Source organism: Streptomyces sp. 2131.1, assembly GCF_900105515.1.
In the GTDB taxonomy this organism is placed as follows: domain Bacteria; phylum Actinomycetota; class Actinomycetes; order Streptomycetales; family Streptomycetaceae; genus Streptomyces; species Streptomyces drozdowiczii.
This window is the reverse complement of sequence record NZ_FNSY01000001.1, coordinates 371,550-391,147: the sequence shown is the minus strand read 5'-3', so window position 1 is coordinate 391,147 and position 19,598 is coordinate 371,550. Positions and strand designations below refer to the sequence as shown.

General features: G+C 71.8%; 18 protein-coding genes. 16 read left to right on the top strand and 2 right to left on the bottom strand.

What is annotated here, in order from left to right; translation table 11 throughout:
* The first annotated feature begins 5 nt into the window (after positions 1-5).
* Together BLW14_RS01905 and BLW14_RS01900 are read left to right on the top strand one after the other, a co-directional pair.
* Positions 6-749, top strand: a complete 744-nt coding sequence (locus BLW14_RS01905; protein ID WP_093703654.1) for a Pvc16 family protein — start codon at positions 6-8, stop codon at positions 747-749.
* The gene (locus BLW14_RS01900) at positions 746-2,800 is read left to right on the top strand and encodes an ATP-binding protein (RefSeq protein WP_093703652.1); all 2,055 of its coding nucleotides are present in this window, start codon (positions 746-748) and stop codon (positions 2,798-2,800) included. The genes BLW14_RS01905 and BLW14_RS01900 overlap by 4 nt, the downstream gene beginning before the upstream one ends.
* A 348-nt stretch (positions 2,801-3,148) precedes the next feature.
* Here BLW14_RS01900 and BLW14_RS01895 read toward each other — a convergent pair whose 3' ends face one another.
* The gene (locus tag BLW14_RS01895; protein ID WP_143051989.1) at positions 3,149-3,631 is read right to left on the bottom strand and encodes a hypothetical protein; all 483 of its coding nucleotides are present in this window, start codon (positions 3,629-3,631) and stop codon (positions 3,149-3,151) included.
* 10 nt (positions 3,632-3,641) lie between these two features.
* The gene (locus BLW14_RS01890; RefSeq protein WP_256332641.1) at positions 3,642-6,758 is read right to left on the bottom strand and encodes a phage tail protein; all 3,117 of its coding nucleotides are present in this window, start codon (positions 6,756-6,758) and stop codon (positions 3,642-3,644) included.
* Positions 6,759-7,071: 313 nt separating this feature from the next.
* On the opposite strand from BLW14_RS01890, the gene BLW14_RS01885 reads away from it, so the two are divergent.
* From BLW14_RS01885 to BLW14_RS01820, 14 genes are all read left to right on the top strand, one after another.
* A complete protein-coding gene (locus BLW14_RS01885) occupies positions 7,072-8,610 on the top strand; it encodes a phage tail sheath family protein (RefSeq protein WP_093703648.1) in 1,539 nt (512 codons plus the stop codon).
* Between the two features lie 60 nt (positions 8,611-8,670).
* The gene (locus BLW14_RS01880) at positions 8,671-9,114 is read left to right on the top strand and encodes a phage tail protein (protein WP_018099792.1); all 444 of its coding nucleotides are present in this window, start codon (positions 8,671-8,673) and stop codon (positions 9,112-9,114) included.
* Positions 9,114-9,548, top strand: a complete 435-nt coding sequence (locus BLW14_RS01875) for a hypothetical protein (RefSeq protein ID WP_093703646.1) — start codon at positions 9,114-9,116, stop codon at positions 9,546-9,548. Before BLW14_RS01880 ends, BLW14_RS01875 begins: the two co-directional genes overlap by 1 nt.
* Positions 9,545-9,688, top strand: a complete 144-nt coding sequence (locus BLW14_RS34400; RefSeq protein WP_018099790.1) for a DUF6760 family protein — start codon at positions 9,545-9,547, stop codon at positions 9,686-9,688. The genes BLW14_RS01875 and BLW14_RS34400 overlap by 4 nt, the downstream gene beginning before the upstream one ends.
* Positions 9,689-9,716: 28 nt before the next feature.
* Positions 9,717-11,372 (top strand): hypothetical protein, encoded by a 1,656-nt coding sequence (locus BLW14_RS34200; RefSeq protein WP_143051988.1) that lies wholly within the window; start codon positions 9,717-9,719, stop codon positions 11,370-11,372.
* Positions 11,373-11,388: 16 nt separating this feature from the next.
* Positions 11,389-11,829: a phage tail protein gene (locus BLW14_RS01860; RefSeq protein ID WP_093703642.1), complete on the top strand. Its 441-nt coding sequence runs from the start codon at positions 11,389-11,391 to the stop codon at positions 11,827-11,829.
* Positions 11,830-11,834: 5 nt separating this feature from the next.
* Positions 11,835-12,635 (top strand): CIS tube protein, encoded by an 801-nt coding sequence (locus BLW14_RS01855; RefSeq protein ID WP_093703640.1) that lies wholly within the window; start codon positions 11,835-11,837, stop codon positions 12,633-12,635.
* Complete coding sequence (locus tag BLW14_RS01850; protein ID WP_093703638.1) at positions 12,632-14,518, top strand: VgrG-related protein; 1,887 nt, start codon at positions 12,632-12,634, stop codon at positions 14,516-14,518. Before BLW14_RS01855 ends, BLW14_RS01850 begins: the two co-directional genes overlap by 4 nt.
* 46 nt (positions 14,519-14,564) lie before the next feature.
* On the top strand, positions 14,565-14,846 hold the full coding sequence (locus tag BLW14_RS01845; protein WP_093703636.1) for a PAAR domain-containing protein: 282 nt from the start codon (positions 14,565-14,567) through the stop codon (positions 14,844-14,846).
* A 6-nt stretch (positions 14,847-14,852) separates the two neighbouring features.
* A complete protein-coding gene (locus BLW14_RS01840) occupies positions 14,853-15,287 on the top strand; it encodes a GPW/gp25 family protein (RefSeq protein WP_093703634.1) in 435 nt (144 codons plus the stop codon).
* Positions 15,284-17,257, top strand: a complete 1,974-nt coding sequence (locus tag BLW14_RS01835) for a putative baseplate assembly protein (protein ID WP_093703632.1) — start codon at positions 15,284-15,286, stop codon at positions 17,255-17,257. The genes BLW14_RS01840 and BLW14_RS01835 overlap by 4 nt, the downstream gene beginning before the upstream one ends.
* 4 nt (positions 17,258-17,261) lie before the next feature.
* Positions 17,262-17,828 carry a phage tail protein gene (locus BLW14_RS01830; protein WP_093703630.1) on the top strand — a complete coding sequence of 189 codons (567 nt, stop codon included), beginning with the start codon at positions 17,262-17,264 and terminating at the stop codon, positions 17,826-17,828.
* A gap of 380 nt (positions 17,829-18,208) precedes the next feature.
* Complete coding sequence (locus BLW14_RS34395; RefSeq protein ID WP_256332640.1) at positions 18,209-19,000, top strand: NADase-type glycan-binding domain-containing protein; 792 nt, start codon at positions 18,209-18,211, stop codon at positions 18,998-19,000.
* A 61-nt stretch (positions 19,001-19,061) separates the two neighbouring features.
* Entirely contained in the window at positions 19,062-19,514 is a 453-nt protein-coding gene (locus tag BLW14_RS01820) for a flavodoxin family protein (protein ID WP_093703628.1), read from the top strand.
* Positions 19,515-19,598: the final 84 nt, after the last annotated feature.

Here is a 19,598-nt window from a genome sequence, read left to right as displayed (position 1 = left end):
ACCAGGTGATCCACGAAGTGGACGACGTACTGCGGTCCCTGATCCGGGCGGAGGTGCTCGGCGGCGGCCAGATCACGGTCGTCTTCGACGCTCCCACCCGCGAGTGGGCCGCCAAGGTCAACGCACCCATGGTCAACCTCTATCTGTACGACATCCGCGAGGACATGCGGCGCCGCGAGCGCGGACTGCACAACGAGTACGACGAGCGGGGCGCCGTCGTGGCGCGCCGCCGCCCGCCGCGCTACTTCAAGCTCTCGTACCTGATCACCGCGTGGACCAAGCGCCCGGAGGACGAGCACCGTCTGCTGTCCTCCCTGCTCGCCTGCCTCCTCGGATACGAGGCCCTGCCCCCGGAGCGGCTGGCAGGGTCGCTCGCCGAGATCGGGGCCGCCGTCCCGATGTCGATCGCGCTGCCACCGCCTGAGGACCGCTCCTTCGCCGACGTGTGGAGCGCGCTGGGCGGCGAGCTGAAGCCGTCGCTCGACCTGGTGGTCAGCGTTCCGGTGACCGCCTCGCCGACGTACCCGGCGGGGCCGCCGGTCGGCGACGACGGCCTGCACGCCCGGTTCGGGGACTTGCCGCGCGCGGCGGAGCCGGTGCGGGGCGGTCCGCCGGTGTACGGGAGCCGTCCCGGCCGTCCGGTACGCGAGGAGCCGGCCGCCGGCGGCCGGCGTGGACTGGGAGTGCGGATCACCGAGAACCGGTCGGCCGACGGCAACGCCGCGACTGAGGAGGACCCCACCGCATGACGCCCCCGGACCACCCCGACGACGATCTGAACCTGCGCCACCTCCTTGCCCGGGCGACCGTCGTCGAGCAACGCGTCCGCCGGGCGGTGGACGCCCGTCAGCACTCCGACCCGGACCCGGAGGACGCGTTCCGGGGCCTGTACCTGACGGACGAGAACATCGCGCGGCTGCTCGACGAGGAGGGAGCGCGGGGGTTTCCGGACACGGTGGCGGGTGACGGCGGGACCGCCGGACCCTCCCGGCTCACCGCCCTCGCGACGGACTTCGGGCTCACCCCGCTCGACACGGAGATCCTGCTCATCGCGCTCGTGCCCGATCTGGACGACCGCTTCGAGGCGTTCTACGGCTACCTCAACGACGATGTGACACGCCGGCGCCCGTCCATCGGCCTGGCCCTCGGCCTGTGCGGGGTGTCCCCGGCCGACGCCGCCGCACGCGGCCGGCTGGCGGCGGGCGCCCCGCTCAGGGACGGCGGGCTGCTGCTGGCCGAGGACCTGGACCGCCCGTTCCTCAGCCGCGCGCTGCGGGTGCCCGACCGGGTCACCGCGCACCTGCTCGGCGACGACACGAGGGATCCGCGCCTTGCGGACGTCACGGCGCCCTGGGAGGCGGTCGGGGGCGTGGGCGATCCGGCAGCCCTGGCCCGGGTCCTGGCCGGGGGCGTGCCGCTGGTCTACCTGAGCGAGGACCAGGGCGGTGCGGGCACGGCGCTCGCCGCGTCGGCGCTGGAGAGAGCCGGCCGGAGCGTCCTCGGCGTGGACCTCGCCCGGCTGGCTGCGGACCCGGCCCCCGCCGACGCGGTACGCACCCTGGTGCGCGAGGCGCGGCTGACCGGGGCGGGCCTGGTCTGCGCGCCGCTGGACGCGGTCTCCCGCGAACACCCTCAGCTGCTGCGGCTGTTGACGGCCACCCCGGTGCCGGCGGTGATGGTGGGCCGGGTGCCGTGGGACGCCTCCTGGTCCGGGGTGCCGCCGCTGCTCGTGCACGCTCCGCGGGTGGAGCCTTCGGCACGCGGTGCGCTGTGGGGCGAGGCGTACCGGCGTACGGGGTCGGGCGCTGTCCCCGTCGGCATCGACCCGGACCACTTGCTGGCCCCGTTCCTCCTGACGCCGGAGCAGGTCCGGGGCGCGGCCCTGAGCGCCGCCCAGGCGGCCCGGCTCGACGGGGGCACCCTCACCCCGGACCACGTGCGCCGGGGGGCCCGCGCCCAGAACGCGGCCGGCCTCGACCGCCTGGCCCGCCGCATCGAACCCACGGTGACCTGGGACGACCTGGTCCTCCCGCCCGACGCCCACGCCCAGCTCCGCGAGCTGACCGCCCGGGCCCGCCACCGCGACCGGGTGCTGGGGGAGTGGGCGATGCGGCCGGGCGGCGGCCGGGGGCGCGGGGTCTCGGCGCTCTTCGCGGGGGACTCGGGCACGGGCAAGACCATGTCGGCCGAGGTGATCGCGGCGGATCTCGGCCTGGACCTCTACACGGTGGACCTGGCGACGGTGATCGACAAGTACGTGGGCGAGACGGAGAAGAACCTGGAGCGCATCTTCACGGAGGCGGCGGGGGTCAACGGGGTCCTGCTCTTCGACGAGGCGGACGCGATTTTCGGGAAGCGCTCGGACGTGAAGGACGCGCACGACCGCTACGCGAACGTGGAGAGCGCGTACCTCCTCCAGCGCATGGAGTCCTTCGACGGCCTGGCCATCCTCGCCACCAACCTCCGCGCCAACCTGGACGACGCCTTCACCCGCCGCCTGGACCTGGTCATCGACTTCCCCGTCCCCGACCCGGCCCAGCGCCTGCTGCTCTGGAACCGCTGCCTGGGCACGGTCCTGCCACGCGCCGCGGACCTCGACCTCGCCTTCTGCGCCGAGAACTTCGAGCTGGCGGGCGGCAACATCCGCTCGATCGCGGTGACGGCGGCGTACCTGGCAGCGGACACGGACGGCGCGGTGACGATGGCGACGCTGATCCACGCGGTGCAGAGGGAGTACCAGAAACTGGGCCGCCTGACGCTGGCCTCGGAGTTCGGGCCGTATCTGGGATTGATCACATGAAGGAGTGGAGGAAGGGTGGCAGAATTCCGGCAGGAGGCAGACGAGGGCGTGAGCGATCACGCCATGAAGAAATCATCCCGCGTCGAAGGGGCAACGCCTGAGCTGCCGCGACACGTCGCGGGGCTGATGGCTGTCCAGCGAACAGCGGGTAACCGCGTTGCAACTGCCCTGGTGGTGTCGGCGCGTGCGACCGGACCGCGTGACACCCGGAGCGCAACGACGCCGGAGGTCGCGGCAATTGCTGTGCAGCGCTGTGGTCCTGTGCCCAGTGACCAGTGTTCGTGTCACGGCGAGGGAAAGGAAGACCGCTCTTCACCGGGACGGAACTGAGCTGAACAAGGACAGCCCTCAGAGCGGCCACAGGCTGAGCAAGCGGTCTCGGGCGGCGAGGTAGGTTTCACCGTCGTACCAATGGATGAACTCGGCGACCGCTCTACGCTCCTTGCCGGAGAGTGCTTGGATACGGTCGCGGAGACGCTCAGACGCACCGCTTGGCAGCGGTGTGAGTGCGGCGACGACCCACCCGCCCGGGTCGTCCGCGATGTCGTCTTCCGCCAGAAGCGCGTTATGGGTAAACGAGGCGAAATAATACCAAAATGCCTCTGGTCTGAGCGTTGTGAGGTCGAGGCGTATCGCCAGAAGCTCCTCGGGCGTCAGACTGTTCCAGTCCTTCCCATTTAACGTCTGCTCCACCCTGTCGGCCATTGGGCTGTCACGATAGGTGAGGGGAGGCGGAGGCGGGCGCCGGCAGCCGAATGCTGCAAGGATTCCTTGCCAGACCTCGGAGCGCCGTACCCGTTCATTCTCTTCGTCGAGTTCGTCTTCAGTCATCGAACCTCGTCTACGGCGGGGCCATGCCTCGTGCCCGCATCTTTTCGCGGCACTCTTGGATGGCGTTCTTCACACCCTGTATCTGTTCCATGTGATTGACGTAAGCCGCGTCATTCGGGTCATGCTCGAAGCACTCCTCCTGGATCTTCTCGCGCATGGCCAGGCACGCCTCCGCCATGCGCAACCTACGGATGAGCTCATCGCGAGTGAAGCCGCCGCCGGACTCCACCAGCTTCGCCAGTTTCTTCCGGGTTGTCGCGTTGAACTCCTTGCGCTCCGTCGTGTCACTGCAGGAGAACCCCTGGTCGCAGAGCGGGTGAAGCTGATCGTGGAGTTCCGTGAGGCGCTCGTTGGAACACTTCTGGTTCCGGAAGCGCCGAGCACTGGTTTCCTCCTCCTTCTCCGGGTTAATTTTTCCGCTTATGGACCAGCGCTCACCCTTCGCCAGTGGGCGTAGTGATTTGAGCTGGTACTTGACGCGTATGCGCGCCAGCATGGGTGTGAGGTCGGCTTGCTTTACGGGCTTGCTGCCCATCTCGTTGGCTCTGGAAACCGCCTCTTCCATTGCCTGGTCAAGCAGCTTCTGCTTGCGCTCGGGTGACGTCTGGGAGGCTGGGGTCTTTTTCTTGGAAGGCTTCAGCTTCGCCCAGAGCGCCTTGCCCTTCTTGGCGATGAAGTTCACGATCTTGTCGATCGCTCGGTTCACCGGGCGGGACACCGCGTGGAATACGCTCTTGACCTTCGCGGCCAGGCTGCCGATGCCCAGCAAGGACGCCAGGAAGCCGATCAGGAGGGGCACGCTTGCGGCCAGGGCGGTTTCGACCATTTTGGGGACGCCCGCCTTGCCGCCGTTGGCTATCGCCACCACCGCGTCCAGGACCGAGTTGACGAACTCCGCTATCTGGGCGCCCTGGTTCACCACGAAGGTGACGATGTCGATGATTCCCTTGACCGCGCGGACGAACGCGGAGGCGGGGTTCAGGAGGGAGAGGATCCAGGTGATGCCGGCGATGATGACCGTCGGGATCAAGTAGCTCGTCAGCTTTTCCAGGATGGTGGACTTGAGGTCGCCCGCCTCTTCCTGGATCTCCTTGACCGCGCCGGCCGGGCCCTCGCGGGCGATGTTCTGGGCGACCGGGACCGAGGATTCGACCGCCGTCATCGCCTGGTCGGGGACGCCCTTGCGGGTGACGCGGGCGCGGATGTTGGCCCAGGTCAGGCCCAGGAGCGAGCCGATGAGCTGGATGATGCCCTTCATGTCGAACTTCTGGGGGAGTTCGAGGCCCGCCTTCACCGCCGTGCCGAGCAGCCACGACACCACCCCGGTCTTCAGGTGGTCGGCGATGTTCGTGACGAAGAGGTTCAGGCCCGCGCCGACGGCCGACACCAGGTTGCCCAGGAAGCCGATGGGGTCCTTGATGATCTTCATGATCGCGCCGGCGGCCTTGGCGAGAACGCCCAGGAGGAGGTTCTTCAGCTCGTTGATCGTCTTGATCGCGCCGACGATCGCGTCCTTCGCCTTGTCGATCAGACCCTTGTTGGCCTCCTGGAGCTTCTTTATCTCCTCGTCGACCTTGTTGAGCGCCGCCGTGTACTTCTGGGCCAGGTCCTGGACCAGCTGCTCGGACTTCTCGTTGACCGACGCTTCGAGGTCGTCGAACTTGCCCGCGAAGTCCTTGGCCGCCTCCTCGCCGAACTGGCGCAGGTCGGCGGGGAGTTTGTCGACCTCCGCCCTCAGCTCGCCGCGGCCCCTGGCGATCTGGCCCTTCGCCTTGCCCAGCTCGGTGCCGATGATGTCGGCGACCGACGAGATCACCGTCTGCATCCGGGACACGTAGAGCTTGCGGGCCTCCTGATAGAGGCTGTTCGCCTCCTCGGGGAGACCGGCGAACTTGTCCTTGACCCAGCGCGCCTTGCCGGTCCAGCCGGAGTACCGCTTGTCCTTGTACTTCTTCATCCGGCGCTTGTGGTCCGCCGTGAACGCGTCCCGGGCCGCCTTCTCGCCGGAGGTGAACGCGGCGTCGACCTTCTTGTCGAGCCCGGAGAGCGTGGCCTCGACGTCCTTCTTCGTGCCGTCGTAGACCTTCTGCAGCTTCGCCGTGACCTCGGCGCGCTTCCTCTCGTCCTTCGACTTGGTCTCGCCCTTGCCGCCGTCCACCTTCTGCCCGGCCTGCGCGCGCGTCGCGGTCAGCGCGTTCATCGCGGCGGCGCCCGAGGCCGCGGCGCCCGCCTTCGCGGTCGTCAGCTGCTGGTTCTCGGCGGCTCTGCCCTTCGCCGGGGCCTTCGCTGAGTCGGCCTCGGCGGTCTTCTTCGCGCTGAGCGCCTCGTTGAACTCCGGTTCGTTGCCCTTGGCGAGCTGCTCCTCGGTGACCTCGGCATCCGCCATCGCCTTGTCGTTCTGCGCGGGCCCCTCGGAGAAGTCCGTGACCGACGCCGGCTGCTCATCCGGGATCGCGGCCGCCGCGGACGGCGCCCCCGGATTGCCTGGCGGCCGGTCCGGGGTGAGCGGGGTGACGGGCTTGTCCTTGGCGGCCGACGTGTCCGGCGGGGCCTTCGTCGCCGTGTCGATGTCCTTGGCCGACGACTCCTTGCCGTCCGAGACCTTGCCGTCGACCTCCGCCTTGACCCGCTCCGCCTTGCCGGACTTCGAGAACTTGTCGGCCTCGTCCAGGTTCTTCGGCGCCTGCGCGTCGATCGCCTTGTTCACCGCGTCGACGAACGCCTTCTTGTCGAACTCGCCCGGCTTCGCGGCGTTCATCTTCTCCGCGTTCGCCGCCTTGCCCTGCGCCTCCTTGTCGTCGGGGGGCGCGACGGCCGCGTCCTGCGACGCCTTGGACTCCGTGCCGGCCGGCCGGTGCTGGGCGAGTCGCTGCTTCTTCGCCGCCACGTCCGCCTTGACGCTCCGGAAGCCGGGAGCCTGGGCCGGTGACGGCTTGACGGGGGCCGTGTAGCGCTGGGCGACGAGGCGTGAGACCGCGGCGTTGCCGGCGGCACGTTGCAGCCGCTGGATGCTGCGGCGGTCCGGCACCGCAGCGGGGGCGGGTGTGGCCGCGGCCGGGGAGGTTTCCGTACGAGGGGTGCCGGCGCGGGACGGGGAGGCGGGGGTCTTGTCGGGAACCGCCTTCACCCGTGCCTCCCCCCAGCACAGCTCCGCCCGGACGTGGTGGGAAGCCAGGCTGCCGTCTGTCCGCGGTACGGGGTTAGCCTGCGGGTGACAGGGCCGGGGGCACGGCGGATCGGTGCGTGCGGCGCTGCCCGCTTGCCTCATCGGGCAGCCCCCCGTGCACGCCGGGGCGGCCGACCATCCGTTCCCGGTGATCGCCGCAGTGGCGAGAATCGCCGGTGTTCCCCGGTCGGGCGACGGTCACGCGACGGAGCCCACCACGGACCGCGGAACGGGGTGGGAAGCACGTCGAGGAGCACGTCAAGGAGAGGCTGATATGCCGTCGTACCTGTCCCCGGGCGTCTACGTCGAAGAGGTCGAGTCCGGTTCCCGGCCGATCGAAGGGGTGGGCACGTCGGTCGCTGCCTTCGTCGGGTTCGCCCAGCGCGGCCCGTTCGACGAGCCGACGCTGATCACGAACTGGAGCCAGTTCGTCAGCACCTTCGGCGACTTCGTCGACGGCACCTACCTCGCCGCCGGCGTCTACGGCTTCTTCGCCAACGGGGGCGGCATCTGCTACGTCGTCCGCATCGGTGACGGCTCCGACACCGCGGCCGGGGGAGCGGAGGACGAACTCGCGGCCGGCTCCGAGGTCCAGGTCGGGCCCTACGCCGTCAAGCCCAGGCCGGGCGTGGCCGGCGAACTCAGCGTGGAGGTCGTCGAGGCGGAGGGCGAGGACCCGCCGTCCGACGTGTTCCAGCTGATCGTGAAACGCGACGGCCAGGTGGCGGAGACGTACCCGTCCGTGACCACCAAGCGCAGCAAGGAGAACGTCGCCACCCGGGTCAACGCCAAGTCCGAGCTGATCGAGATACGGGAGTCGGGACGCGGCGCCGCGCCCGCCCGGCCCGCGCCGCAGACGGTCACCCTGGCCCCCGCTGCCCCGGCCGCCGGAAGCGCCGGAGCACTCGCCCCTGAGGTGTACGTCGGTGACGCCGACCGCCGCACCGGGCTGGGCGGCCTGGAAGCCGTGGATGACGTCACCATGATCGCCGTACCGGACCTGATGGGCGCTTACGAACGCGGGCTGCTCGACCTGGAGTCGGTCGTCGCGGTACAGCAGGCCCTCATAGGGCACTGCGAGCTGATGGGTGACCGGGTTGCCATCCTCGACCCGCCACCCGGCCTGACGCCTCAGCAGATCAGGTCCTGGCGCACCGACCGGGCGAACTTCGACTCCAAGTACGCCACGCTCTACTACCCCTGGATCAGCGTCGCCGACCCGGCGTCCGGCCGCGCCACCCTTGTACCGCCGAGCGGGCACGTCGCAGGGATCTGGGCGCGCAGCGACGACTCGCGCGGGGTGCACAAGGCCCCGGCCAACGAAGTGGTGCGCGGGGCCGTGGCGTTGCAGACGCAGCTGACCAAGGGAGAGCACGACCTGCTCAACCCGATCGGGCTCAACTGCATCCGCGCCTTCCCCGGACGCGGTATCCGCGTCTGGGGCGCTCGCACCCTGGCGTCCGACCCGGCGTGGCGCTACCTCAACGTACGGCGGCTCTTCAACTACCTGGAGGAGTCGATCCTCGCCGGTACCCAGTGGGTCGTCTTCGAGCCGAACGACGATGCCCTGTGGGCCCGCATCCGCCGCACGGTCTCCGCGTTCCTGGTGAACGAGTGGCGCAAGGGCTCGCTGTTCGGCCTCACCCCGGACGAGGCGTTCTACGTGAAGTGCGACCGGGAAACGAACCCGCCGGAGAGCGTCGACGCGGGCCAGGTCGTGTGCGAGATCGGTGTCGCGCCCGTCAAACCGGCCGAGTTCGTCGTGTTCCGCCTCTCCCAGCTGACCGGCGGGACCGGAGGCGTCGACGAGTGACCGCCAGGCGTCGTCCCGCAGTGACCGGCCCGTTCCCGAACCCGGCGTAAGGAGCCTGTGGTGCCACTTCCCGATCTCGACAGTTCCGTCGGCCACTCCTTCGGTCTCGAATTCGACAGCGTCGTCATCAAGCAGATCACCGAGGTCAGCGGTCTGAAGATGGAGCAGGACGTCATCGAGCTGAAGCAGAACACCGCCGACGGCAAGTACGCCATCAAGAAGCTGCCCGGCCGGCCCAAGGCCGGCGAGGTCACCGTCACGCGTGGCCTGACCGAGGACAACAGCTTCGAGCGCTGGATCAAGGACTCCCGCTTCGGCCGCATGACGAACGCCCGCCGCAACGGCGCGGTCATCGTCTACGACTACGAGGGCCTGCCCATCAAGCGGTACAAGCTGATCAACGCCTGGCCCAAGTCGCTGGAGATCGGCACGCTCAAGGCCGGGGACACCTCGGTGCTCACGGAGAAGCTGGCGATCACGTACGAGAGCATGGAGCTCGACTGATGCGGCGTTCGGTCCAGTTCCAGGCACCTCCGGAACGGGACTCGGGCACGGGCCGGTCCGAACCGTTGCGGACCGAGTTCACCTTCGAGCTGCCGCGCGGTTACGTGGACGAGTCGGGCACCGTGCACCGCAGCGGGGTGATGCGGCTCGCGACCGCACGGGACGAACTGGTGCCCCTGCGCGACGACCGGGTGCGGGAGAACTCCGCGTACCTCTCCGTCGTGCTGATCTCAAGGGTGGTGACCCGGATCGGCACGGTCGAGGACATCCACCCCGGCGTCATCGAGGACCTGTTCGCGTCGGACCTCGCATTCCTCCAGGACTTCTACCGCCGCATCAACGCCGAGGGGCACACCCGCGCGGCCGTCACCTGTCCGTCCTGCGACGAGGAGTTCGCGGTGGATCTCGCCGGCGGTCGCCTGGGGGAATCGTGACGTACGCGGCCGACCTGCTCTACGAGGAGGTCGCGTACCTCGCCTACCACTTCCACTGGCCGCTCGACGACCTGCTGGACCTGGAACACCCGGAACGCCTGAAGTTCGTGGCACAGGTCGCCCGCCTCAACGGGCAGTAGCCAGGAGCACGGAGGAGGACGAGGAACCATGGGGCTGATGTCCTGGCTGCGCGGCGGCCGTTCCGCCGACACCCCGCCCGCGCAGGAGCCGGGCGGTGCGCGGCCGGACCGGGGCGACCGGGTCGACGTGAGCCGGCTGGAACCCGTCCAGCGGTCCGTCACGGGCCAGGATCTACTGATCAACCCTCGTGGATTCGAGGCCGGGTTGACAACACGTCAGAACGGCTCATTGGGGGTGCCCCTGGGGCATTTCGTAAGCCCGGAGGCTCCCGCCGGCCTCGTGCGCGGGGTCGTCGACGCGGCCCCGGGGAGCCCGCCACCGCCCCTCCAGCGCTCCGTCGGGATGCCGATGCCGGCGAGGCGCGCGACGCAGCCGGTCGCAGCCCAGCGGGCGTACGGGGACGAGCTGCCGAGCCTGACGTCGGCCGGGCCCGCCACCGCCTCGGCCGGCCTGCCCGTACGCCGACTGGTCGGTGAGCAACCGCTCGTACCGTCCATGGGCGGGCATTCGGAGGCGGCTACACCCGCCCCCGGGTCGGACATCCCCGGCACACCACCGGTTCAGCGCGACGCCGTTCCGCCCCCACCCCGGCGCGCGGGCGGGCTCGGCGCGCCGCTGCCGGGCCTGCCGCCGAGCGCCCAGCGACGAGCGGCCGAGCCGGGGGAGCCCCCGTCACCGCAGGTGCGACGTGCTCCCCGGACGACGGAGGCGCCCGCTGCCGGGACGCCGGAGCCGGCGGCGCAGGGCCGGCAGGACGCGGCCACCGAGCCCGAGGCTCCGGGCCGGCAGGGCGTCACCCCTGAGCCGGAGACCGTGGCACCGCTGCTGGGGGACACCCCCTTGGCGCAGCGGGCCACCGACGGCCCCGTTCCGCAGCGGGCCACCGGGGAAGCGTCCGGTGTCCCGGAGAGCAGACCCGTGCCCGGCGCAGCCGTACAGCGCGCCACGCAGGCCCCCGCCCTGCCCACCGCACCTCTGCTCGGCGACCGGCCGCTGCCTCTGCGTTCCGCCCCCGCTCCGGGGGAGGCGCCGGTCGGCGGCGAAGCGATCGCCCAGCGCGCGACGGAGGGCACCGCGACCGACGGCAGCGGCCCGAGGCCGTCACCGTTCGCCCCCGTACCCCCGAGCGGGCCTCCCGCCGTGGCGGTGCGCTGGACCGGACCCGGCGAAGGTCCCGCGCCCGGTGCAGCGGCGGCACCGTTGCAGCGTGTGGTGTCCCCCGTACAGCAGCAGGCGCCCTCCGTACAGCGGCAGGTGCCCCCGGCACCCGACCGGCCCGGACCGGCCCCCGCTCGGGGGCCCCGCGTCCCCGCTTCCGTACGGACCGCCGGGGCCGCCGCCGTGGCAGCCGGAGTGGCGCAGCGGATGGCCGACGGGAGCGTCGTGTTCCCGTCCGCACCCCGCGACGGCACCTCGCGTCCGGTCGTCCAGCGGGACCCGGAGCCCGCCGAGGAGCCCCCGCCGCCACCCCTGCCGGACCCCGGTCCGGAGCCCGGGTCGTCGGCCACGGAACAACCGGCGGCGACGGCAACGTCCTCCACCGGCCCCGACGGGCACCCGCAGGCGCCACCCGTCACCGACGAACTGGTCCGGGCGCTCTACGCGCCCCTCAGCCGACTGCTGAAGGCGGACCTGCGGCTCGAACGCGAGCGCTCCGGATTCCTCATCAACACCCGTCACTGATCGAGAGGCACGCGCCATGGCCACCGACCCCGCCCCGGACGACCCCGCAGTCAGTGTCTGCTTCGTCGTCACGATCGACGACATCGAGCTCGGGTCGTTCAACACCTGTGACGGGCTGGGCTGCGAAGTCGTCCTGGAAACGCGGGAGGAGGGCGGCAACAACGGGCACGTGTGGCAGTTGCCGACCCGGCTGAAGTACTCCAACGTCAAGCTGTCGCGCCCGCTCACCCGGGAGACGGAGAAGGTGGCGCGCTGGTTCGCCACGATGACGACCGGGTTCAGCCGCAAGACCGCGCACATCGAGGCGCGGACCGGCGACGGCCGCAAGGTCGCCCAGTGGGGGCTGCTCGAAGTGGTGCCCGTGCGCTGGACCGGGCCCTCGTTCACCCCGGAGTCGCCCAAGGTCGCCATGGAGACGATCGAGATCGCCCACCACGGCTACGTGATGGAGGGCTGAGCGCGGTGAGCGGCGCGGGACCCATCGCCTTCAGCGCGGCCGGGACGTCCGGCGTGGCGTCCGCCGCGAAGGGCGGCTCCGCCAGACCCAAGCTGGAGCACGCCTACCTGGAGCTGCGCACCCCGCCCACCGGGGGCGGGCTCACCCCCGGCGGGCCGTGCGGGCGGATCGACTTCCAGTTCAACCCCAAGGAGCTGAGCCTGACGAAGGCGGCCTCTTGGAAGCGCACCCCGGCCAAGGGTGCGAAGAGCTCGGGCCCGCCGGAATATCAGGGTTCGCAGCCCAGCAAGCTCACCGTCGAGATGTTCTTCGACGCGGGCGATACCCAGGACACCCGGGTCGTCACGGCAGTGGAGCAGCTGTTCGCGTGCTGCGTCCCGACGAACGAGACCCGGCAGCAACAGCGTTCGTCGCCGCCATGGGTGGTGTTCCACTGGGGCGGACTGACCGGATTCCCCGGGTACGTGAGCCAAGTCGCCGCCAAATACACGCTCTTCACCACCTCGGGCGTGCCGATCCGTGCCGTGTGCCAGGTGACGATGGAGGAGATCAGCGGCGAGACCCCCGGACAGAACCCCACCTCGGGAGCGCTCGCCGCCCGCCGGGTGCACCGGGTGGCCTCCGGCGACTCGCTGCCGTCGCTGGCCCACCGGGAGTACGGCGACGCCGGCGCCTGGCGGGTCATCGCCGAGGCGAACGGCATCGACGACCCCATCAGGCTGGCGCCCGGCACCCAGCTGCTGCTGCCCGCACTCGACGAACTGGGCCGGCTCGACGACAACGGCGGCCGGAGGGCGGGACGATGACACGCCAAGGGGTCGCCAGCGCGCTGGTGGTGGAGTTCGACGGCCGTCCGCTGCCCGCGAAGTTCCTGAACACCCTCGTCGAGGGATACGTCGACGACAGCCGTACGCTCCCCGACCTCTTCCTGCTCCGATTCCGCGACCCCGACCGCGTCCTGCTCCGGCAGACCGGCCTGAAGATCGGCAGCGAGGCCCGGCTCCTCGCCCGGACCGGCGCCGACACCGCCCCCAGGCCGCTCCTCGAAGGCGCGGTCACCGCCCTGGAGGTCGAGCTCGACGAGACCGGCACCTTCACCCTGGTCCGCGGCCTCGACGAATCGCACCGCCTGCTGCGCGGCCGCCGCGTCGCCAGCTACCAGAACATGACCCTCGCCGACATCTGCGGCCAGGTCGCCCAGCGCGCCGGACTGAAACCCGGGAACGTGGACGTGGCCGGCCCTGTCATCGAGCACATCGCCCAACCCAACGTCACCGACTGGGAGTTCGTGCGCGGCCTCGCCGAAGAGGCGGGCGCCCAGGCATACGTGCGCGACGGGCAACTGCACATCACCCGGCCCGCCGAGGCGAGCGGCGCCCCGGACAGCAGCGCACGAGCCGACCGCGACCCCCTCGTCCTCGAACTCGGCGCCAACCTGCTGCGCTGCCGCGCCGGGGTCTCGGCCGCCGAGCAGGTCTCCGAGGTGGAGGTGCGCGGCTGGGACATCGGCGCCAAGGAACCGCTGGTGGGCCGGGCGCCCGCCGGGAAGTCCGCCACCCTGGAACTCGGGGTCACAGCGGCCGAGGTGACCGCACCCTTCGGCGAGGCGCGGTTCGTCGTCACCGACGCGGCCTACGGCACGCAGGCCCAGGTCGACCAGGCGGCGAAGGCCCTGGCCGAGCGCATCGCCGGATCATTCGCGGAACTGGAGGCCGTGATCCGCGGCAACCCCGAGGTCACGGCAGGCAGCGCCGTCGCGCTCAACGCGGTCGGCGCACCCTTCGAGGGCCGCTACACCGTCACCACCTCGCGCCACGTCTTCGACGCCGTACGCGGGTACGAGACCTGGATCACCGTGTCCGGACAGCAGGAGCGCTCACTGTTCGGACTCACGGCGGCCTCCGGTGCGGCCGGCAGCGGTGCGCGCTGGTCCGGGCTGGTCAGCGGGACGGTCACGGACACGCAGGACCCGGAGGGCTCGGGCCGGGTGAAGGTGCGGTTCCCCTGGTTGTCGGAGGAGTACGCGAGCGACTGGGCGCGCACGGCGCAGTCCGGCGGGACGGGCGGCGGCGAGGCGTTCATCCCCGAGGTCGGCGACGAGGTGCTGGTCGGCTTCGAGCAGGGCCACCTCGACCGGCCGTACGTGCTGGCGGGCCTCTACAACGGCAAGGACCGGCCCGGCGGGGGAGGAGCCGGTGCGAGCACCCCCGGGGCCCCCGGCGGCGGCGATCTCGTCGACCCCACCACCGGCGCGGTCAACCGCCGCGCCTTCGCGTCCAAGAGCGGCAACCAGCTCGAACTGCTGGACGCGGTGAACGGCCCGCAGGGCGTGCGGCTGCGCACCGGCGACGGGAAGCTGACCATCGACCTCGACCGGCGGGGCACCGCCGTCGTCATCAACAGCGACGGCAGCGTCACCATCGAGGCCAAGGAACAGGTGTCCGTCACGGCCGCCAAGGGTGTCGCCCTGGACGCCGGACGCGGCGAGCTGACGCTCACCGGTGAGAGCGTCACCCTCACCTCCCGCAACGGCGTCGCCCTGAACGGCGGCAACGGCAAGGTCGCCCTCTCCACGGACGGCACCGTGGAGGTGCACGGCGGCCAGGTCACGCTCGACGGCACCCGGCGCACGGACGTGAAGAGCGGCGGCTCGGTCTCGGTCAACGCACCGCTGATCCAGCTCAACTGACATATCAAAAGATTCGGCACCTCCGCAGCGAACAGGAGCGCACCGCATGCCGTCAGCAGCAGCCGCCCGGGTCGGCGATCCCACGGGCCACCCCGGCACCGTCGGGCCGCCCGGGGTGGTCTCGGTGCTGATCGGAGGGAAGCCCGCTGCCACGGTCGGCACCACGCACCAGTGCGCGTCGCCGCTCGGCCACCCGCCGTCCCCGATCGCACCCCCGGGCAGCCGGAGCGTCCTCATCGGCGGCAGACCCGCCGCCCGCGTGGGCGACCTGAGCGGTTGCGGAGCACCGATCGTCTCGGGCTGCGCCACCGTGCTGATCGGAGGCTGAACGGAGATGGGAGAGCAGTTCATCGGGGCAGGCTGGGCCTTCCCGCCGCGCACGGACGCCACCGGGTCCATCGCCCTGGTGCGCGGCGAACGCGAGCTGGAGGAGTCGATCCGGCTGATCCTCGCGACCTCGCCCGGCGAGCGCCCGATGCGGCCCGAGTTCGGCTGCGCCGTCAACGACTACGTGTTCGCCCCCGCCGACGCCGGAACGGCCGGGCAGCTCGCGTACGAGGTGCGCCTCGCCCTGGAACGCTGGGAACCGCGCATAGAGGTCGCCGACGTCACCGTCCGCTTCGACGCGGCGGACAGCGGGGTGCTGTACATCGACATCGGCTACACCGTGCGCGGCTCCAACGACCCCCGCAACCTCGTCTTCCCGTTCTACGTGATCCCGCAGCACGGGCCGGACGCGAGCCACGACGACGAGGAGGCCGGCGCGTGACGCTGCCCAGTCCCCATCTCGACGACCGCCGCTTCCAGGGCCTGGTCGACGAGGCCAAGCGCCTCGTCCAGCAGCGCTGCCCGGAGTGGACCGACCACAACGTGTCGGACCCCGGCGTCACGCTCATCGAGGCGTTCGCGACGATGGTCGACCAGCTCGTCTACCGGGTGAACCGGGTGCCGGAGAAGAGCTACCTCACCTTCCTCGACCTGATCGGCGTGCGGCTGCACCCGCCGACGGCCGCCCGCACCGATGTCACCTTCCGGCTGTCCGCGCCCCGCCCCGACCCCGTCGTGGTCCGTGCCGGGACCGAGGTGGCGACCGTCCGTACGGAGACCGAGGAGGCGGTCGTCTTCACCACCACGTCCGAACTCACCATCGTGCCCTGCTCGTTCGCCCACCTCGCGACCTGGCCGGCCGCCGAGGAGGTCGCCGACCGCACCGAGCAGCTCGCGATCGGCCGCGACATCGCCTGCTTCGGAGACACCCCCGCCCCCGGCGACTGCCTGTACGTGGGCCTCTCGGCGGCCGTACCGGCGGGCGTCGTCGTCCTGCGGCTGGACTGCCGGGTCGAGGGCGTCGGCGTGGACCCGCTGCGGCCGCCCCTGGTCTGGGAGGCCTGGGACGGCACCAGCTGGGCCGCCTGCGAGGTCGAGAAGGACGACACCGGCGGCTTCAACCGGTCCGGCGAACTCATCCTCCACCTGCCGAGGACCCACACCCCGGCTGCCGTCGTCCGGCGCACCGGCGGCTGGCTGCGCTGCCGCCTGATCGAGGCCGAGCCCGGCCGCCCGACCTACCTGGCGCCCCCCGTGCTCCGGGCCATCACCGCCTTCACCATCGGCGCCACGGCCGCCGCCGAGCACGCCGAGACCATCACCGACGAGGTGCTCGGCGCGGCCGAGGGCGTACCCGGGCAGGCGTTCACCCTGGCCAGGGTGCCCGTCGTGCCGGGGGACTTCGTCGTCGAGGTGGCGGACCCGGCGAGCGGCCCGGAACCGGAGTTCACCCGCTGGACCAGGGTCGACGACTTCGCCCACTCCGGCCCCGACGACCGGCACATCACCCTCGACCCGAACTCCGGCCGCGTCGAGTTCGGCCCCGCCGTACGCGAACGGGACGGCTCCATCCGCTACTACGGGGCCGTCCCCGCCAAGGGCGCCACGGTCAGGGTCCGTTCGTACCGCACGGGCGGCGGTCTGCGCGGCAACGTGGCCCGGTCGACGCTGAGGATGCTGCGCAGCGCCATCCCGTACGTGGCCCGCGTGGAAAACCGCCGCCCCGCACTCGGCGGCGTCGACGGGGAAAGCGTCGACAGCGCCCGGGTGCGCGGCCCGATGACCCTGCGCACCCTGCACCGGGCCGTCGTCCCGCACGACTACGAACTCCTCGCCCGCGAGGTCGCCCCGGACGCGGCCCGCGTCCACTGCATCCGCGCGGCCGCCGACGGCGACGACAGCGGCCCCGACGCCCAGGGCGTACGGCTCCTCGTCGTACCGGCCGGGCGCAGCGACGAGCAGGGCCGGATCGAGTTCGACGAACTGGTCCCGCCCGCCCAGACCCTGCGCCTCATCGCCGGGCACCTGGACGAACGCCGCCCGATCGGTGCCCGTCTCGTCGTCGAGCCGCCTTTCTACCAGGGCGTCACCGTCGTCGCCTCCGTCCAGGCGGAGCCCGGCGCGGACCGCGACCGGGTACGGGACACGGCGCTCGCCGCGCTGTACGGGTACTTCAACGCCCTGTCCGGCGGGCCGAACGGGCAGGGCTGGCCCTTCGGGCGCCCGGTCCAGTCCGGGGAGGCGTTCGCCGTGCTCCAGCGGGTGCCCGGCGTGGACCTGGTGGAGGACGTACGCCTCTACCGCGCCGACCCCCTCACCGGCGAGCGCACCGACGCCACCGCCAAGATCCCGCTCGACCGGCACGCGCTGGTCTTCAGCTACGAGCACCAACTCCGCGTGAGGGGAGCCTGAGACCATGCGCACCGGCGTCCCCGGACTTCCCACCCCGCACCCGCTCGTCGACCAACTCCCGGCCGTCTACCTGGAACAGGACTTCCTCCGGCGCTTCCTCACGGCGCTCGACGACGTCCTCGCCCCGGTCCTCCTCACCATCGACAACCTCCCCGCCCACCTGGACCCGCGCAGCGCCCCGGACGACTTCCTGGCCTGGCTGGCGCAGTGGGTCGCGGTGGAGGCACCCGAGGACAGCCCGGTCGAGCGGCGCCGCGAGACGGTACGCGGGGCGGTGGCCCGGCACGCCCGGCGCGGCACGTCGGCGGGGCTCGCCGACGCGGTACGCCTGGCGGCCGGCACCGAACCCGAGATCACGGAGAGCGGCGGCACCGCGTGGTCCAGGGGCCCGCTCACCGCGCTGCCGGGGGCGCCACGCCCCTGGGTGACGATCCGGGTCCGGGAACAGCCCGGACGGACCATCGACCGGGCCCGCCTGGAGGAACGCATCGGCACCGAGGTCCCGGCGCACGTGGGCTTCACACTGGAGATCCTGCCTCCGGACGGGGGCGCGGGGGGTGCGGCGCGGTGATCTGCGAGGCGTGCGGGACGAGGAACGAACCGGGGCGCGCGTTCTGCGTCTCGTGCGAGGCGTTCCTCGCCTGGGACGGTGACGAGGACGGCGCACAGGGGGCCGGAGGCGCGAGGAGGGAGCCCGCACATCCGGAACCGGTGCTGCCGGGACCCCCGGAACCGGCTCCGCCCGCGGCCCCGGTGGCGACCCCGCCCGGCCGCCCTGGGACAACCCCGCCCGGCGCGTCGGCGACGAACCCCCTCCCCGGCATCCCCCCGCAGCGCCCGCCCACCCCCGCGTCCCGCCCCCAGGGGCCGGACCGGCCCGATCCGGCCCCGCCCGCCCAGCCGTCCGGCGCCGCCCCCCGCCGCCCCGGCGACCGCCCGGACACCGCCCCCATGACACCCGACGCCTCGGCGCCCGAGCCGCCGGCCTCCGCCCCCGGCAGGGCCGCCGCGCCCGTGCGGTGCCCCGGCTGCGGCGCGGAGAACGCACCCGACCGCACCCTGTGCGTCCGGTGCGCCCTGCTCCTCGACCCGGGCCCGCCGCCCGACGTACGCCCACCCTGGTGGCGCCGCCTGTTCCGGCGGGGTCCCGCGAAGGGCCACGAGGCAGGGTCACGCCCCCGACGGCGGCGGCGCGGGCCCCGGCTGGGCGTACCCCTCGCGCTGCTCCTCGTCCTGGCCGGCGTGTGGTTCGCGCTGCCGCACCTGTCCGGACTCCTCGGCCTCGCCAAGGAGGAGACGGGCGCGCCGGAATCCATGCCTCCCTCCGCGTGCCACGGCTCCAGCGCGGCATCCGGGCACGCCGCCGGTGCGGCGTTCGACGGCTTCAACAACCGCTACTGGGCGCCGAAGAAGACCGGCGACGGTGCGGGGGAGTTCCTGGAGTGCACGTTCGACTCGCCGGTGGGGATGCGCAAGATGGTGGTGTTCGCCGGGACATCGGCCCGCAACGACGAGTTCCTGACGCAGGCCCGGCCGTCCCGGATCATCGCGGAGCTGACCGCGAAGGACGGTTCCAGGAGCACCCGCACGATCCGGCTCGCCGACCGGGCGGGGCAGCAGACCTTCGACGTCAGAGGCTCGCAGACTGTCCGCGTCCGGCTCACGGTCGACTCGGCGTACGGCACGGGGAAGGAGCGCAGGGTGGCGATCGCCGAGGTCGAGTTCTTCGGCCACCGCTCCTGACGTCCCGCGCGCGTCGTACCCGGCTTGCGGCGAGGGGAGGCGCACGGCAGGGTTCGGTGCTGTGCCCACTCTCCTGATCGTGCATCACACCCCCTCCCCGAACTGCCAGGCCCTCTTCGAGGCCGTCGTCGCCGGCGCGACGACCGACGAGATCGAGGGCGTACGCGTCGTACGGCGCGCGGCACTCGCCGCCACGGCCTCCGACGTCCTCGCGGCGGACGGACTGCTCCTCGGTACCCCGGCGAACCTCGGCTACATGTCCGGAGCGCTCAAGCACTTCTTCGACCAGATCTACTACCCGTGCCTCGACACGACGCAGGGCAGGCCCTTCGGCTACTACGTGCACGGCGGCAACGATGTGACCGGTGCCGTACGCGGCATCGAGACGATCACGACCGGACTCGGCTGGCGCCCCGCGGCGGAGGCCGTGAAGGTGACGGGCGAGCCGTCCAGGGCCGACACCGAGGCGTGCTGGGAGCTGGGCGCCGTTCTGGCGGCGGGCCTGACCGAATAAGGGCTGCGTGGCCGGCGTCCTGAAGCTACGCTGTGCCGCGATGACGACTCACTCCCTCCAAAGATTGGGGGCCCCGTCCGCGCA